Origin of the sequence: Actinomyces lilanjuaniae, from assembly GCF_003606385.1 — a bacterium.
GTDB lineage: Bacteria > Actinomycetota > Actinomycetes > Actinomycetales > Actinomycetaceae > Actinomyces > Actinomyces lilanjuaniae.
Genome location: NZ_CP032514.1, coordinates 318,170 through 333,135 on the forward strand (window position 1 = coordinate 318,170; position 14,966 = coordinate 333,135).

A 14,966-nucleotide genomic window follows, 5' to 3' on the forward strand; every position below is an offset into this window, starting at 1 on the left:
TGACCGTATCCGCTCACCTGGGTGCGGCTCAGCGCAGGTGTCGTGTCACCCATTCAGTACCCAGCCGAGCCACCTCCGCCTGGGCCTCCTGCGGGTGGTCCTTGCGTACCTGCACCAGCTGGCTGCCGTCCTTCAGGAGCGGGAAGCCCTTCTGGGCGTCTGCCGCGGTATCGGGCATCTCGTGGGTCAGCGCCCCGTAGATCATAAGGACCGGCCACGGAACCTCCGCCATGGTGGTGTGGGGCTCCTGCATGGAGAAGTCGGCGAGGGTCTCCTTGCTCAGCACGTTCCACTGGCGCGGGTTCGGGTTGTCGTCCACCAGCCGGGTCAGGCCGTGGCGGGCGAGCTCGTCGAGCTGGTGGGGGGAGAAGACCTGCTCCCACAGGACTGACTGGGGGCCGACCACGGCCCCTACCAGGACGGCGGTGCGTACCTGCTCGGGCCGGGCCAGGAGAGCGGCGGTCGCGCCGAAGCCGTTGGCGTGGATGGCCTGGCGGGTGTAGCCGCGCTCGGCCAGCCAGCCGGACACCGCCCTGAGGTCCTCGGCCTCGTTGGCCAGGGTGATGACGTCGTCGTCGGACTCGCCCAGTCCGGAGAAGTCGATGCTGAGGGTGGCCATGCCCGCCTTCTGGTAGCTGGCCGAGACCAGGTCCAGGCGCCCCTGCTCTCCGTGCCGGTCCGCGAGGAAGTCGTGGGCCAGCAGCACCACGCCCTCCCGGCGGGTCGGCACGCCCGTGCCGCTCTCGCCGTCCTGCGGCGGGGTGCCGTCGGGGCGGACGAAGGAGCCCACCAGGGTGACACCGCGCGGGGTGTCGATACGCACCATGCTCATGCGTACAAGCTTAGGCTAGAAGTTGGCGCGGGTCACCAGGTCGCGGAGGGCGCCCAGGGGAATTGCGCTTCCAGCGTGAGCCTGTAGCTGTGCCCGTGGTCCTGGGGTTCGTCTACCCTTGGGCTGTTCCATCTAGAGTGGCTGAGAGACCTGGCTCCGTGACGCCGCAGCAACCCCCTCCGGGTGCTTCCGCCAGGACCGATGGAGGGCCGCACCATGGACCGAGTGGACCGAGTGGACCAGTACGACGCAGACCTGGTTCCCGTGACCGGGCCGCCCCTGCCTGCAGCGGGGCCTGTCGCGCCCCAGCGGGCTGCGTCCCCGGGTGCCGCTGGTGCCGCGCTGGCCCCGGCGGGGCTGCCCTCGCTGTCCCTGGAGCTCTTCCCTCCCCGCCCCGGTGTCCATGCCTCGCAGACGTGGGGAGCGCTGGACCGGCTGCTGGGGGTGCTCCCCGACTTCGTCTCAGTCACCTACCGGCCGACCTTCGCGCCCGACCCTGACGGCGGCCCCGGGGTGCGTGCGGTGCGGGAGCACAACCCGGCTGAGGACGTCATCACCCACGTGCTGGCCACCAGCCGGGTGCCGCTCATGGCCCACCTGACCTGTATCGGCTACCGCAGGCGCGACGTGGTGGAGATTGTGCGCCTCTTCCTGGGCCTGGGGGTGCGCCGCTTCCTGGCGCTGCGGGGCGACCCGCCGCGCGGGACCAGGGCGAGCGACGTCCCCGGTGAGCTGCGCTACGCCAGCGACCTGGTGCGCGTGATCCGCGAGGTCGAGGACGAGTACTTCGGTGACGGCGCCCGGCACCTGCAGGTGGCCGTGGCTGCCTACCCTGCCTGCGAGGACCTGGAGGCTGAGGTGGAGGTCCTGGCCGCCAAGCAGGAGGCGGGTGCCGACCTGGCCATGACCCAGGTCTTCTACGACGCGCAGGACTACCTGTCGCTGTCGCGTGCCGCTTCCTACAGCGGGGTGGTCATGCCTGTCCTTCCCGGCATCATCCCTCTGACAGACCTGCGCCGCCTGACCCGCCTGGAGTCGCTGACCGGTGTGCAGGTCCCGGCCGACCTGAGTGCCACCCTACGGCGGGCCGAGGGCGCCCAGGCTGTGGCGGCGGGGATCGACGCCACCCTGCGCCTGGCCACCCAGGTGCTCGACGGAGGTGCCCCCGGGGTGCACCTCTACACATTCAACCGGACCCGGCCCGCGCTGGACGTGGTCTCCCACCTGCGTCTGGGAGGGATCTTCCGGGGGCAGGAGCCCGACCGGGAGACCCAGCACGAGGTGGACCTGGCCTACCTCAACGCCACTCCCGGCGGGGACCGGCGTCCCTCTGTCTGGTAGGGGTCTGGTAGGGAGGGGGCTGGTGGGCGGGTAGAGCCAGGTCGTAGTGTAGGGAGGACCGTGGGGGCGAGACATATATGAGCGTATGAGCGCAGGCTGTCTTCGCGTCACGGAGGCGGCACCGGAGTGGTCCGGCGGGGCTGCCGGAGGTAATGATATTGCGGTGTTACCGTGGCAGGGCGGTTGGCGCTCGTGTCACGTCATTAAGATGACAAGGAGATTCTCATGTTCTCTGTCCTCCGGGTGACCTCGTTGGTCGTGGCTAGCCTTGTCCTCGGCGCCTGTAGCGTGTTCCTGCTGTGTGCCGGGGCTGCCCTCGTCGCTCTTGCCGCTGATGCGTCGGTGTCGATCCCGTGGGTGTACACGGTGTGGCCTACCGAGGTGAACGGCTTGCCGGCGCTGAGCTTTGTCCCCCACGTCCGGGGTGCTGCCGGGCTGTCAGTCCTTGTCGCGGCTGCCTATGTCCTCTACCGAGTCCGTACCGCGCGCCCGCGCTGAGCCGCCCCATCGGCCGTCCATCGCTGTCCACCGTCCGGACGGTGTGTGGTGATCGGCGCGGCTGGGGTAGGGTTGGCCCGGTCCACCTAGGCCCGGTCCGGGCCTTCTATCCAGAGCGGCTGAGAGACGTGGCTCGGTGACGCCGCAGCAACCCGCCCCGGCAGGGTGCTTCCGCCACGACCGATGGAGAGGCGATGCTGCTCAGGCTACCCAGCACCGATGTCACGGGTGTGTTCGCGCTGCGGACCACCCCTGCCCCCGGTGGTCGAATGCCCGGGGCGGCGAGGACCTGACGCCGCCACGTCCCGGATACCCGGAAGCAGGAGAGCAGCCCCCAGCAGTGTCCAACGGTGACAGACAGTGCCCGAGGCGGTGCCGTTGCCCCAGCCTGAGCGCTGTGCTGGCCTGCGCCGTGCACCGGTTCCGTGGAGACCACTCCCGGCGGTTCCAGGGCGGCATGCCTACCGACATGCTTCCTGCGCCACCTGACCGGGCCGCTGTCCTCGTCGCCTGCCCGCTACCGGGCGTCGCCCACCGCATCCTCGTTCGTACCCTGCCCTGCAAGGAGACCCCCATGAGCGCCTCTGACACCCAGCTCACCGCACCTGCCCCGCTCCCCGCGGCCACCATCCTGGGCTACCCGCGCATCGGCCCCGACCGCGAGCTCAAGCGTGCCGTCGAGTCCTACTGGAAAGGGGCTGCCACCGCTGCGGACCTGCGCGAGGCCACCGCCAGCCTGCGCCAGGCCACCCGCGCCCGCCTGGTCGCCCTGGGCCTGGACGCCGCCTCCGCCGTCCCGGCTGACTCCACCCTCTACGACCAGGTCCTCGACGTCACCGCCGCCCTGGGCGCGGTCCCAGCCCGCTTCCGCGACCTGTGCGACGAGCACGGCGGCCTGGACCTGGACGGCTACTTCACGCTGGCCCGGGGGGAGGGGGACCGCCCGGCCCTGGAGATGACCAAGTGGCTGGACTCCAACTACCACTACCTGGTCCCCGAGATCGACCAGGACACCCCCATCAGCTACGTCGGCTCGGCTGCCGCTGGCACGGCCAGCCCCGCTGACCAGGTGCGTGATGCCGTGGCCGCGGGCACCCTCCCGCGCCCGGTGGTGGTGGGCCCAGTCACCTACCTGCTGCTGGCCAAGCCTAGCGACGACGCCGCCCCCGGTTTTACCCCCCTGGACCGCCTGGGCGACGTCATTGACGCCTACGGCCACCTCCTCATGGACCTGCATGAGGCTGGTGCCCAGTGGGTCCAGCTCGATGAGCCGGCCCTGGCCAGCGACTCCTGGGCCGTGGGGCGCGCTCGGGTCCTGGAGGCGGTGCGTGACGCCTACACCTGGCTGGGGGCGGTTGTGGAGCGGCCCCGCCTGCTCGTGGCCGGCTCCTACGGGTCTTTGGGCGACGCCCTGCCCGTCCTGGGGGCTACGCCCGTGGATGCCGTCGGCCTGGACCTGGTGGCGGGCGGCCTGCCCCACGACCAGGACCTGGCCGCCCTGGCGGGCAAGTCGGTGGCGGCCGGGGTGGTCTCCGGGCGCAACATCTGGCGCACCGACCTGGACGCCGCCCTGACTGCCCTGGAGCGGCTGCGTGATGCCCTGCCCCCGGGCACGCCGGTGACCGTGACCACCTCCACCTCGCTGCTGCACGTGCCCCACGACGTCGAGCGGGAGACCGCCCTTGACCCGCAGGTGCGCTCCTGGCTGGCCTTCGCCGACCAGAAGGTGGGTGAGGTGCAGGTGCTTGCCCGGGGGCTGGCACAGGGGCGTGAGGCGGTGGCCGCCGAGCTGGCCGAGGACGCCCGTCTGCGGGCTGAGCGTGCCGCCCACCCGGGGGTCAGCCGGCCGGAGGTCCGTCAGGCGGTAGCTGCGGTCACCGAGGCGGACCGCACCCGCGCCCCCTACGCCGAGCGTCAGGTAGCCCAGCAGGCGCGTCTGGGGCTGCCCGTCCTGCCCACGACCACCATCGGCTCCTTCCCCCAGACCTCCCAGATCCGCCGGGCGCGTGCCGCCTACCGGCGCGGCGAGCTCGACCAGGCCGCCTACGAGGAGGCGATGCGCGCCGAGATCGCCTCAGTGGTGCGTCTCCAGGAGGAGATCGGCCTGGACGTCCTGGTCCACGGTGAGGCCGAGCGCAACGACATGGTCCAGTACTTCGCCGAGCTCCTGGACGGTTTTGCCACCACCGAGCACGGGTGGGTCCAGTCCTACGGGTCACGCTGCACCCGTCCCTCCGTCCTGTGGGGCGACGTGGTACGCCCCGCGCCGATGACGGTGGCCTGGTCCTCCTACGCGCAGTCGCTGACTGACAGGCCTCTCAAGGGCATGCTTACCGGCCCGGTCACCATCATGGCCTGGTCCTTCGTGCGCGACGACGTGCCGCGCGCTCAGGTGGCCGACCAGCTCGGCCTGGCCCTGCGTGCCGAGGTGGCCGACCTGGAGGCGGCCGGGATCGGGGTCGTCCAGGTCGACGAGCCGGCCATCCGCGAGACCCTGCCCCTGCGTCGCGCCGATCGGGAGGAGTACCTGGCCTGGTCGGTGGGGTCCTTCCGCCTGGCCACCGGCGGGGCCGCCCCGGCCACCCAGGTCCACACCCACCTGTGCTACTCGGAGTTCGACGTCGTCATCGACGCCGTGGACCACCTGGACGCCGACGTCACCTCCATCGAGGCCTCGCGCTCGCGCATGGACATCCTGCCCGCGGTGGCCGAGCACGGCTTTGAACGCCAGCTGGGACCGGGCGTGTGGGACATCCACTCCCCGCGCGTGCCCAGCACCCAGGAGTGCGTGGAGCTGCTGGAGCGCGCGGTGGCGGCCCTGGGGGCGCAGCGGCTATGGGCTAACCCGGACTGTGGTCTCAAGACCCGCGGCTATGAGGAGGTGCAGGCCTCCCTGCGCAACCTGGTCCAGGCGGCCGCGCAGGTTCGAGCCGCGGAGCAGGCGAAGGACTTCTGAGGTAGGAGGGGCCGTTTGGGCGGTCTTATAGGGGCGTGTGGCTGACCTGTCCCAGGGCGGGTCAGCCACACCTGCCAGGCTCCGGCTCACGCGCGCGGCGGCAGGGTGACGGCCCGGGCTGCCTCCACGGCGCGGCGCACCATCTCCTGGTCGGTACGCTGCGGCTCCCCCGGGCCGATACCCGGTTGGGGGCAGCGCATGTGCACCTCCCGTACCCCGGTCGCTGCCACCAGGGAGCCAAGGCCCTCCGGGCCGATACCCAGCCCGCCGGAGGCTGCGATGACAGTGGGGCCGTCGCTGGTTGCCAGCCCGGCGATCATGGCAGAGGCCTCCTCCGGGGAGTCGGAGGCGCCAGAAGTGAGGACGTAGTCCACGCCCAGGCCGCCCAGGTCGCCGTAGGCCTCCACCGTGTCCCGGCACTGGTCGAAGGCCCGGTGGAAGGTGACGGGGGCGCCGTCCGCCATGGACACCAGCAGCCGCACCAGCCCACGGTCCACAGCGCCGTCGTCAGTGAGCGCCCCGACGACGAAGCCCAGCTCGACGGCAGGTGGCAGGTGCGTGCCCGCACCCGCCACCACCTGGGGCCGGGTGAACTCCCCCATCTCCCGCGCCAGGGCGGCGATGCGTCGCACGTCAGCGATCATGGCCCGTCCCTCGTCGGAGTTGTAGACGTAGGGGCCTCCGCGCGGCCTGATGAGGACGCGCAGTCCGAAGGGCGCTGACTGCGCCGTCTGTGCCCAGTGCGCTCCCAGGCGTGTGCGGCGCTCCTCGACCTGCTCCGCCGCGGCGAAGATGGCGGCCTCCACGGTGCCGATTGACGGTGTGGTACCGGAGGCGGTGAGGTTCTCCCCGAGCTCTGCCCGGTCGGCCCCGACTCTTGCGGAGATGCGAACCCCCTCCACGTCCTCCACGCAGGTCTCCAGGACCAGGTGGCCCGGTCGGCGCCAGAAGGGAGGAGATGACGGTCGTCGTGCCGGGTGCTGGCGCAGTGACGGCGCCGACCTGGAGAGCCGCGTTGCATTCATAGGGTTGAGTCTGACATGTAACGAAGAATAAGGAAACTGGGGTGTCGGGTGGTGTTGGCTGCGGACCGCGGCAGCGGAGCGCGGCCATAGGCTGGCTGGTACGCGTGGACCCGTTGGCGCTGGGACGATCCGGTCCCTAGACGTCAGCGACGTCCTCGTAGGACTTGGGGTCCTCGATAGGCTCCAGGTGGGCGGAGACCCGCAGGATGGGGTCGGCCGCGACGAGATCATCGATGAGCCGCTCGGTGAGGTCGTGGCCCTGCTTGACGTTCCAGGCTGCGGGGACCAGCACGTGCAGGTCCATGAAGCGCCGCGAGCCCGCCTCGCGCACTCGCACCGCGTGGAAGTCGATGGTGCCCGGCTGACGGTAGCGCTCCAGCACGTTATCCACCCTCGCCAGCGTCTGCGCGGACGGGGCCGCGTCCATGAGCCCGGCCACCGACTCCCTGACCAGGGCGAGCCCGGTGCGCATGATGTTGAGGCCCGCCAGCAGGGCCACGACGGCGTCGAGGACCGGGGCGCGGAAGACGGCGACCAGGCCCACCCCGAGCAGGACGGCCGCCGAGGTAGTGACGTCGGTGGCTAGGTGCCTGGCGTCGGCAACCAGGGCCGCAGAGCGCTCCTGACGGCCCTTGCGGTACAGGACCCAGGCCACGGCCCCGTTGACGAGGGAGGCCGCGACGCAGACAACCAGCCCCGTTCCCAGCTGCTCGGGCATGCGGGGGGAGACCAGCCGCTCCACTGCGGAGACGACGATGAGGGCGGAGGCGGCGAAGATCATGACGCCCTCGACAGCAGCTGAGAAGTACTCGGCCTTGGAGTGGCCGAACTGGTGGTCGTCGTCGGCCGGGCGGACTGCGATCCGCAGGACGACAAGCGTCGTGACGGCGGCGACAAGGTTGACCACGGACTCCGCCGCGTCGGAGAGCAGACCCACGGACCCGGTTAGCCAGGCGGCCATACCTTTGAGGGTGATGGTCGTGACCGCGGCGCCGACCGACAGCCAGGCGTAGGGGCTGAGGTCCTTCGGCGGAGCGTAGCGAGGTGGGCGCACGCCGCGATCCTCCCGGCTCACCCACGCCGACCGCAACCAGGGTTTCGGGAAGCCGTAAGCAGCCTGGAGGATCCCCAGCGGCGACTACGCTGACGCTGACCTGCGCCAGCCAGGCGTGCGCCGACTAGACTAGGTGGCTGACGGCGTGGAGGAGGAGCCTGCTGAGCCTGCTGAGCCTGCTGAGGAGGGGCCGAAGAGCCTGTCCTTGACGGCATCGGCTACCTTGTCCGTCACGGCTTCCCCCTGAGCACGGACCGCCTGGCTGACCCGGGCGGAGGCGGTGTCGATCTTCTGACGGACGAAGGGCTGCTCGGCCACCCGGGCCGCCGCGGCCTTGATGCGCTCGTACTGGGCACGTCCCGCCCGTGCCCCCAGGACGTAGCCGACGCCCATTCCGATGGCGAAGGGGATCTTTGTGGCCATGCGTGCCTCCTGGGCTCGTTGTGGCTGGACAGGTGCCGACTGGCCGCCTGTGTCCGCCGGGGGGCGGGCCAGCTGCTCGGGTGGGTGGGCGCCTCCTGTGCGCCCTGCCCCAGCCTACCGCGTCGCACCTGCTCCCACCGGGTGGCAGGCAGTGCCAGGCGAGGGCAGCCGAGCCTTTGTAAGGTAAGTTAACCTTTGCTATACAAGGGAATTTATCATTTCTACCATAGTGCTATGAGCGCTTTTGAGATGCTGGCACCCGGTAGGCGCGGTGAGCACGACCTGGAGGGCGCGGCCGCGTCGAACCAGGTGTCGCAGGCCTCGCAGCTCGCCTCGCGCCTCAACTGGCTGCGTGCCGGGGTGCTGGGGGCCAACGACGGCATCGTGTCGGTGGCCGGGCTCGTTGTCGGGGTCGCTGCCGCCAACCCGGGCGCGACCCGGGTGATCCTCACGGCGGCGGTCGCCGGCGTCCTGGCTGGCGCGGTCTCCATGGCGGCCGGGGAGTACGTGTCGGTATCGACCCAGGCTGACACCGAGCGGGCTGAGGTCGGCCGGATCCGGGCAGGGCTGGCCCACGACCCCGACGCGGGTCTGGCTGACCTGGCCTCCCGGTACCAGGACAGGGGGCTGAGCGCGGCCACGGCCCTCCAGGTGGCCCGCGAGCTGACCGCCCACGACGCCGTCGCCGCCCACCTGGAGGCGGGCCCGGGCCTGCGGGAGGACGACTACACCAGCCCCTGGGCGGCAGCGGCGGCGTCGGCGGTGGCCTTCGTCCTGGGGGCGGCCCTCCCGGTGCTGACGATCCTGGTGGTCCCGTCCCCGCTCGACGTGCCCCTCACCATGGCGGCAGTGCTGGCGGGCCTGGCGTTGACCGGCTGGGTCTCGGCCCTGCTGGGGCACGCCCCGGCGGGACGCGCTGTGGTGCGGGTCGTGGCTGGCGGGGCGCTGGCCATGGGGGTGACCTGGGGGATCGGCAGCCTCGTCGGCACAGCGGTGTGAGCCTTCCCGGCGCCCACAGCCGTGGGTCGACTGCCTGTGCCGGGCGTCTCCTGCAGGCGTTTCCGGGGGCCTCTCCCCCCGGGAGCGTGCGTCTCAGCGCCCGTCCACCAGCTCGGGAGGCAGCCGCCTGGCCAGGTCGTAGCCGTCGGCCCCCACGACAACGGGGACGTCGGCCTCCGCGAGGGTGCGCGACTCGGGGCTGATCCCCATCTGGGGGACGGCCAGGCCGCCAGCGAGCACCTGCTGCGCCGGGGTCAGCTTCCTGATGGCCACGGCCCGGACGCGCTCGGAGTGGTGCCGGGCCGCCTCGCCGTAGATGAGCGGGTCGTGCTGGCCGTCGTCGCCCACCAGCAGCCAGGACACCTCCGGCAGGTCGATCATGAGGCGACGCAGCTCGGTGCGCTTGTGCTCGATACCTGAGCGGAACCAGCCGGTGTTGGTGGGTCCCCAGTCCGTCATGAGCTTGGGTCCGTCAGGGAACCCGTGGCGCTGGAAGAAGGATCGCAGCGTAGGCAGCACGTTCCACGCACCGGTGGACAGGTACATCACCGGCGTTCCTGGGTGGCTGGCCTGGATCCGGGTGTAGAGCTCGGCCATCCCGGGGACGGGCTCGCGGGAGGAGGTGTATTTCACCAGCTGGTTCCATGCGGCCACCAGGACGCGGGGCACGTGGCTGACCATGGCCGTGTCATCGATGTCGGAGACGATCCCCAGCCGGGGGCCGGGCGGGACGACGAGCACCCTGGCGCGCACAGTCCCGGCTCCCGCCGCGTCGATCTCGACCGTGTGCCAGCCCGGCTCCAGGTCGTGGCCGCGCACGACGACGTCGACGTAGCCGCCGCGGTCCGCCCGGGTGCGCACGCTGGTTCCCCCGGCACGTACCGTGACCGGCAGGTAGGGGACGGGGGCGTCGATGAACAGGCGCCACCCGCGCTGGGCCTCCATGAGGCTGGTGACGGCCATGTCACGGGCCTGGGCCGCAGTGGTCGGCAGGGTCTCGGGCAGGGAGCTGAGCAGCGGCCCCTCGCTGGGCGCGTCCTTGGGACGCATGACCATGCGGGCCAGGACCCGCACCATGGAGGTTCCTGCGGAGCCGGAGGTGGTGCCGTAGCCGTCGTAGGGGATGACGCGGGGGTGCCATCCCTGTGCCTGAGCACGGGGATCAGGTCGCGGTGGAACTGGTCCTCGACAGCGCGGGGACGGCGGAGAAAGGCACAGGCACAAGGGGCATCCTAGGGGCAGACTGATTCTCCTGACTCCTGGGGGAAGAACTCCGCGTCAGTGCCACGGTGCCGACGGCTCAGTACCTGACCAGAGACGAGCCACAGGACGGCACCACTTCCCAGCGCCCACCAGGTGTAGCTCGAGCCCACCAGCTTGGCCCAGGCGGGCCAGTCCTGCTCCACGTGGTTCTGCTCGGGGAACCACCAGTGCGCCGCCAGGAAGAACACGACGGCTCCTGCGACGGATGCGGCCAGCAGGCCCGCGGAGCGCCACCGCCAGGCGGCTGCTACCAGCGACACGAGTGCCGGCAGCGCCCACACCCAGTGGTGCGACCAGGAGATCGGGGAGACGAGCAGCCCCAGCACCATGGTCACGCTCAGCTGGAGGGTCACGACCAGGCCCCGGGTCGGCGCCAGTAGCAGCGTGGTAGCCGTCGGCGCTGCTGGCGCGCCCGCTGACGCTGCTGGACTACCCGCCGGTGCCAGGGCGTCCAGGCGGCGGCACAGCAGCCAGGCGCCCAGGACGGCCAGGGTCGTGCCCAGCGCCCAGGCGGGGGTCCACAGCGACTCGGGCAGCGACCGGGCGATAGCCCCCTGGATGTTCTGGTTGCCGGAGAAGTCGCGGAACCCGGCCCGGCCGGTATCCCACATGGCCCAGGTGAAGAAGTCCCAGGTCTCCTCGGGGCTGGCCAGGGCCGCCAGCAGGGTCGCCCCGGCTGCGGAGGCCACCATGGTCGCGGCGCTGCGCCACTGCCTGCCCGCCAGGAAGACCAGGACGGCCACCGCCGGGGTCAGCTTGACTGCTGCGGCCAGCCCGCTGAGCACTCCGCGCCAGCGCGACTCCTCGGGCAGGACCAGCACGTCCACGGCGACCAGTGCCATGAGCACGGCGTTGACCTGCCCGTACTCCATGGTCTTGGGGAAGGGCTCCAGGACCATGACGGCCAGCAGTCCCAGCCACGGGGCCAGGCTGCGCGCCTCCCGGGCGGACAGGGCGTGCGGGAGCCAGGCATCACCTGGTGGGTCGGTGCCCGGTGCCCGGGAGGAGGGGGTCACAGGCGGGGAGGGGGAGGTCCTCCCGGCGGTGGACGGTCTCGCAGGGTGTGCAGGACGGCCCAGGCGGTCACCGCGGCACACGCAGGTGTTGCGGCTACGAGCAGGGCGGTGGCCCACTCGTAGGTGAGACCGGTCAGCGGGACGAGGAGCCACGCGGCCAGGGGGGTGTAGGTGAAGGGCCACAGCTGTTGACCGGGGTTGGCGTACCAGCGGTAGAGGTCGCCGCCGTCCTGCCACTGCTCGACGGCGGCGTAGTAGACGTAGGAGTCCAGCTTGAAGACCCATGAGCCCGCGTCGGTCAGGGAGACGTAGGCGGCGACCAGGAGGGCCAGTCGCCCTACCTCCTCGGTCAGGGGCGAGCCGAGGGCCCGGTGCCGGAGGCGCCGGGCCACCCGCACGGTCGCTGCCTCTGCTGCGGGTGCCGTCGCCTGCCTCCTCCTGCGCACCCGAGGAGTCTAGGGCATCGCCTTGCCCGGTCTGCGCAGTGGGCAGGACGACGCCGCTGCCGGCCCTCCTGTCACTGCCCCTCCAGGGTGCTGCGGGTACGTGCTCCTCGTAGCACCCTGGTGCCCGCCACCGCGGCTGCCACGGCGGCCCAGGCGCAGGCTGCCATGACCAGGTAGCCGCCGCGTGACCCGGCCGCGTCGATGACGCTGCCAGCAAGCAGGGCACCTAGGGAGACGCCGATGTTGAGCGCGGTACTGACCCAGGCCAGGCCCTCGGTCAGCTGGGAGGCAGCTACAGTCACCTGGATGATGTTGTTGCCGTTGACGACCGTAGGGGCGATGGCCGTCCCCGTGAGGACCATGAGCACGCTCAGGACGACGAGGTTGGGTGCCAGGGCGAAGGTGGAGGAGCCCACGGCCAGCGCGACCACTCCCAGGAGGAGCCGGGTCCGCAGCGGCCAGCCCCAGGAGCGGGAGCCGTAGGCGAGGGCGGCGGTCAGGGAGCCCACCCCCCAGGCGGCCAGGATGACCCCTGAGGCGGAGGCGTGCCCCTGCTCGGTGGCGAAGGCGACGGCGGCCACGTCGTTGGCGCCGAACATCGCGCCGGACAGGAGAAAGACGGCGATGACCACGATGACGGCCCCGTGACGCAGCACGCTGTGGTGCGCGGCGCCTCCTGGGGTCGCTGCGCGCCCCGGCCTGCCGTGGGCAGCGGGCTCGGTGGCACGCTGGGACAGGAACCACGAGCCGCCGCCGACCTGCAGGAGCAGGGCCGCCAGCCATCCCGAGGTCACCGGCAGGACGGGGGCGGTGCACAGGGCAGTGGCCAGGACCGGCCCGATGATAAAGGTGACCTCGTCCAGGGCGGCCTCCAGGGAGAAGGCGGTGTGGGTCTCCTGGGGGGTGCGCAGGATGCCCGTCCACCGGGCCCGCACCAGGGATCCCATGGACCCGGCGAGGGCGCCGGCCAGGACGGCCAGGGCGACCAGGACAGCCAGGGGCGCCCGTGCCCCGGTAGCTGCAGCCAGCCCGGCCAGTCCGGCTGCTGAGCCCAGGACGGCGGGCAGCATGACCCGTGACTGCCCGTAGGCGTCCACCAGCCGTGCCAGCAGCGGCGAGCCCAGGGCCACGGCCACGATGTTTGCCGCACTGACGAGGCCGGCGGCGGTGTAGGAGCCGTAGGCGTCCTGGACGGCCAGGATGGTGGAGATTCCCGTCATGGACACGGGGAAGCGGGCTACCAGGCCCGCAGCGGAGAAGGCTGCGGCACCCGGGTAGGCAAGGATCCTGGAGTAGGAGGTGGTCATCTGGGGCAGGAGGTAGTCATGAGGTCACCGCTGAGCTCGAGTGAGGTCACTGCCAGGGGACCCGGCCCAAATGTGTGGTGTCAGCGCTGGGTGGTCTCGGAGGAGGCCCGCGACAGGGTGAAGCCCTGGCCCGTGACCTGGCTCCAGCACTCGATGCCCTCCTCGGAGGAGGTGCAGGCAAAGGTGTCGTTCTTCGCCGAGGCGCCGTACTGGAGGCTGGCGCCCGTGCTGGCGAAGTCCTCCCCGCAGGACCCGCTGGCCTCGCCCTCGACGCCGACGGAGGCGGTGAACGGCTCGCTGGAGCCGCTGCAGGAGGAGTCGTTGCCCACGAAGTCGTGGTCGTTGATCGTGCAGGACACGGAGTCCTCCCCCAGCAAGCAGCTGATGTTCCCGCTGGGCGTGGTGAAGACGCTCATCTCCAGGGCGTCGTCAGGAGCGGGGGCGCTCAGGTCCGGGGACGGTGTGGCGCTGGGGGTGGAGGAGGCCGAGGCGGTCGCGCTGAGGGACGCCGAGGGCGCGGCCTGTGTGGCCTGCTGCGCCGGGGCGGTGGGCTGCGAGCCCTGGGCGCCGGTGGAGGAGTCGTTCTCCCCGCCGGTCAGGATCCAGGTCATGACGAAGACCAGCAGGGCCGCGACGATGGCGGCGAGAATCCACAGGAAACGTCCAGAGGGACTGTCGGAGGCGGTCTCCTCGGCCTCTGCCGTCCCCACGCCGAAGACCGTCGCCTCCGCCGCCTCGGCGCCCGGTGTACCCCCCGGGCGGGCGGAGGTCGCGGCGTAGCCGGCTGCGGCCGTGGTCTGCCTGGGCCGACGAGGCGGAGCGGGCTGGTAGGGCTGCCCAGGCTGTCCGACAGCAGCCGGGGCGCCGGTCCCCAGGGCTGCGGGGCGGGCGGAGGCGGCGGCGACCGCCTGCGTGGGCGCCTCGGCTTCCGGCCGGGCGGGGGCGTGTGCCGTAGGGACGGCGGGTGCGGGGAGGTGGGCGAGTACGCGGGTATCGGCTGCTGGGCGGCCGTGTAGGGCGGAGGCTGCTGCGGTGAGGCGGCGGAGAAGGCTGAGGTCTGGGAGGCCTGGGAGGTCTGGTAGGGCGAACGTGGCACCGGCTGTGGCCGGGTGGCCTCAGGGTCGGAGGTCGGCTGGGAGGGGATAGCCTGCGTAGCCTGGAGGTGCGGGTCGGGGGAGGCTGCAGGACCTGAGGCCTGGGTGCTGGGAGCGCTCCCGGTGCCCGGGGCGACTACTGAGGGAGCGGCTGAGGGGCTGCCCTGCCCTCCTGCCTCCCCCGGGCTGCTTGCGCCTGCGCTGCCTACGGTACGGGCGATGGTGTGGCCTGCGGTGCTCGGCGTCGCGACGGGGGAGGTCGCTGCGGGGGAGGCCTGGGGAGGCTGAGGCAGGACCTGCGTGGAGGCGGTCACGGTCCCGCCTGCCATCCCGCTGGCACGGGCGGCGAGAGCGGCGTCGACAGCGGGGTCGTCCAGTGTGCCCAGCCACTCCAGCAGCGCGGGGTAGGTCCGCGGATTGGCTGCGATGTAGGGACGCAGGTCGGGGTAGTTCTGCGCCAGCTGGTGCAGGGTCTCCAGAGGTGCGTTGGGGTCTTGCGCGCGAGCGGTCAGCTCGTCCTTGGCCTGAGGCATCCTGGGTCCTTCGCTGGTTCGGGGTACAGGGCGTACCGGGCTCCTGGTGCGGCGTGCGCCGGGAAACGACGTCCTGGGGCGGTGAGGGAGCGCTGCGCTGGGGCGGCTCCCCGGTATTGTCGCACCCGGACCGTTATACGGTGACCCAAGGAGCGCCCCGGCGCAAGACCTCACCCTTT

13 protein-coding genes, 2 pseudogenes and 2 riboswitches are annotated in these 14,966 nt (G+C 71.7%); of the genes and pseudogenes, 5 read left to right on the forward strand and 10 right to left on the reverse strand.

Going from position 1 to position 14,966, the window contains the following annotated elements:
* Window positions 1-28 precede the first annotated feature (28 nt).
* The gene (locus D5R93_RS01425) at window positions 29-832 is read right to left on the reverse strand and encodes an alpha/beta hydrolase family protein (RefSeq protein WP_119836242.1); all 804 of its coding nucleotides are present in this window, start codon (window positions 830-832) and stop codon (window positions 29-31) included.
* A 125-nt stretch (window positions 833-957) separates the two neighbouring features.
* A riboswitch (SAM riboswitch) is annotated at window positions 958-1,040 on the forward strand.
* 8 nt (window positions 1,041-1,048) lie between these two features.
* Here D5R93_RS01425 and D5R93_RS01430 point away from each other — a divergent pair.
* From D5R93_RS01430 to metE, 3 genes are all read left to right on the forward strand, one after another.
* Window positions 1,049-2,173 (forward strand): methylenetetrahydrofolate reductase, encoded by a 1,125-nt coding sequence (locus tag D5R93_RS01430; RefSeq protein ID WP_120205702.1) that lies wholly within the window; start codon window positions 1,049-1,051, stop codon window positions 2,171-2,173.
* A gap of 225 nt (window positions 2,174-2,398) precedes the next feature.
* On the forward strand, window positions 2,399-2,671 hold the full coding sequence (locus D5R93_RS01435; protein ID WP_120203360.1) for a hypothetical protein: 273 nt from the start codon (window positions 2,399-2,401) through the stop codon (window positions 2,669-2,671).
* 103 nt (window positions 2,672-2,774) lie between these two features.
* Window positions 2,775-2,861: riboswitch (SAM riboswitch) on the forward strand.
* A 384-nt stretch (window positions 2,862-3,245) separates the two neighbouring features.
* Window positions 3,246-5,627 carry a 5-methyltetrahydropteroyltriglutamate--homocysteine S-methyltransferase gene (metE, locus tag D5R93_RS01440; RefSeq protein ID WP_120205705.1) on the forward strand — a complete coding sequence of 794 codons (2,382 nt, stop codon included), beginning with the start codon at window positions 3,246-3,248 and terminating at the stop codon, window positions 5,625-5,627.
* 86 nt (window positions 5,628-5,713) lie between these two features.
* Here metE and D5R93_RS01445 read toward each other — a convergent pair whose 3' ends face one another.
* The 3 genes from D5R93_RS01445 to D5R93_RS01455 all read right to left on the reverse strand — a co-directional run bounded on the left by D5R93_RS01445 (window position 5,714) and on the right by D5R93_RS01455 (window position 8,129).
* Window positions 5,714-6,652, reverse strand: a complete 939-nt coding sequence (locus D5R93_RS01445; protein ID WP_120203362.1) for a copper homeostasis protein CutC — start codon at window positions 6,650-6,652, stop codon at window positions 5,714-5,716.
* A gap of 136 nt (window positions 6,653-6,788) precedes the next feature.
* On the reverse strand, window positions 6,789-7,706 hold the full coding sequence (locus D5R93_RS01450) for a cation diffusion facilitator family transporter (protein ID WP_119836245.1): 918 nt from the start codon (window positions 7,704-7,706) through the stop codon (window positions 6,789-6,791).
* 129 nt (window positions 7,707-7,835) lie between these two features.
* A complete protein-coding gene (locus D5R93_RS01455; RefSeq protein WP_120203364.1) occupies window positions 7,836-8,129 on the reverse strand; it encodes a YtxH domain-containing protein in 294 nt (97 codons plus the stop codon).
* A 234-nt stretch (window positions 8,130-8,363) separates the two neighbouring features.
* On the opposite strand from D5R93_RS01455, the gene D5R93_RS01460 reads away from it, so the two are divergent.
* Window positions 8,364-9,128, forward strand: coding sequence for a VIT1/CCC1 transporter family protein (locus tag D5R93_RS01460; RefSeq protein WP_205570073.1), 765 nt, complete (start codon window positions 8,364-8,366; stop codon window positions 9,126-9,128).
* Window positions 9,129-9,221: 93 nt separating this feature from the next.
* Here D5R93_RS01460 and D5R93_RS01465 read toward each other — a convergent pair.
* The 5 genes and pseudogenes from D5R93_RS01465 to D5R93_RS01480 form a co-directional block, all read right to left on the reverse strand.
* Window positions 9,222-10,294, reverse strand: a pseudogene (locus tag D5R93_RS01465) (App1 family protein).
* 66 nt (window positions 10,295-10,360) lie between these two features.
* Window positions 10,361-11,407 (reverse strand): glycosyltransferase 87 family protein, encoded by a 1,047-nt coding sequence (locus D5R93_RS01470; protein ID WP_341466839.1) that lies wholly within the window; start codon window positions 11,405-11,407, stop codon window positions 10,361-10,363.
* Entirely contained in the window at window positions 11,404-11,853 is a 450-nt protein-coding gene (locus D5R93_RS14670; RefSeq protein WP_341466840.1) for a hypothetical protein, read from the reverse strand. The genes D5R93_RS01470 and D5R93_RS14670 overlap by 4 nt, the downstream gene beginning before the upstream one ends.
* A 71-nt stretch (window positions 11,854-11,924) precedes the next feature.
* Window positions 11,925-13,160, reverse strand: a complete 1,236-nt coding sequence (locus tag D5R93_RS01475) for an MFS transporter (RefSeq protein ID WP_120203367.1) — start codon at window positions 13,158-13,160, stop codon at window positions 11,925-11,927.
* Window positions 13,161-13,240: 80 nt separating this feature from the next.
* Window positions 13,241-13,870, reverse strand: a complete 630-nt coding sequence (locus D5R93_RS01480; RefSeq protein ID WP_162933726.1) for a hypothetical protein — start codon at window positions 13,868-13,870, stop codon at window positions 13,241-13,243.
* Window positions 13,871-14,359: 489 nt separating this feature from the next.
* On the opposite strand from D5R93_RS01480, the gene D5R93_RS13020 reads away from it, so the two are divergent.
* Window positions 14,360-14,542 carry a hypothetical protein gene (locus D5R93_RS13020; RefSeq protein ID WP_162933727.1) on the forward strand — a complete coding sequence of 61 codons (183 nt, stop codon included), beginning with the start codon at window positions 14,360-14,362 and terminating at the stop codon, window positions 14,540-14,542.
* Window positions 14,543-14,649: 107 nt separating this feature from the next.
* On the opposite strand, the pseudogene D5R93_RS14895 reads toward D5R93_RS13020, so the two are convergent.
* Window positions 14,650-14,787, reverse strand: a pseudogene (locus D5R93_RS14895) (variant leucine-rich repeat-containing protein); the annotation flags it as partial.
* Window positions 14,788-14,966: the final 179 nt, after the last annotated feature.

Bases quoted from the DNA above. Each gene is read 5' to 3' on its own strand.
- D5R93_RS01430 (WP_120205702.1), top strand. From the start codon at position 1,049: ATGGACCGAGTGGACCGAGTGGACCAGTACGACGCAGACCTGGTTCCC.
- D5R93_RS01455 (WP_120203364.1), bottom strand. From the start codon at position 8,129: ATGGCCACAAAGATCCCCTTCGCCATCGGAATGGGCGTCGGCTACGTC.
- D5R93_RS01425 (WP_119836242.1), bottom strand. From the start codon at position 832: ATGAGCATGGTGCGTATCGACACCCCGCGCGGTGTCACCCTGGTGGGC.
- D5R93_RS01475 (WP_120203367.1), bottom strand. From the start codon at position 13,160: ATGACCACCTCCTACTCCAGGATCCTTGCCTACCCGGGTGCCGCAGCC.
- D5R93_RS01460 (WP_205570073.1), top strand. From the start codon at position 8,364: ATGAGCGCTTTTGAGATGCTGGCACCCGGTAGGCGCGGTGAGCACGAC.
- metE (WP_120205705.1), top strand. From the start codon at position 3,246: ATGAGCGCCTCTGACACCCAGCTCACCGCACCTGCCCCGCTCCCCGCG.
- D5R93_RS01435 (WP_120203360.1), top strand. From the start codon at position 2,399: ATGTTCTCTGTCCTCCGGGTGACCTCGTTGGTCGTGGCTAGCCTTGTC.
- D5R93_RS01445 (WP_120203362.1), bottom strand. From the start codon at position 6,652: ATGAATGCAACGCGGCTCTCCAGGTCGGCGCCGTCACTGCGCCAGCAC.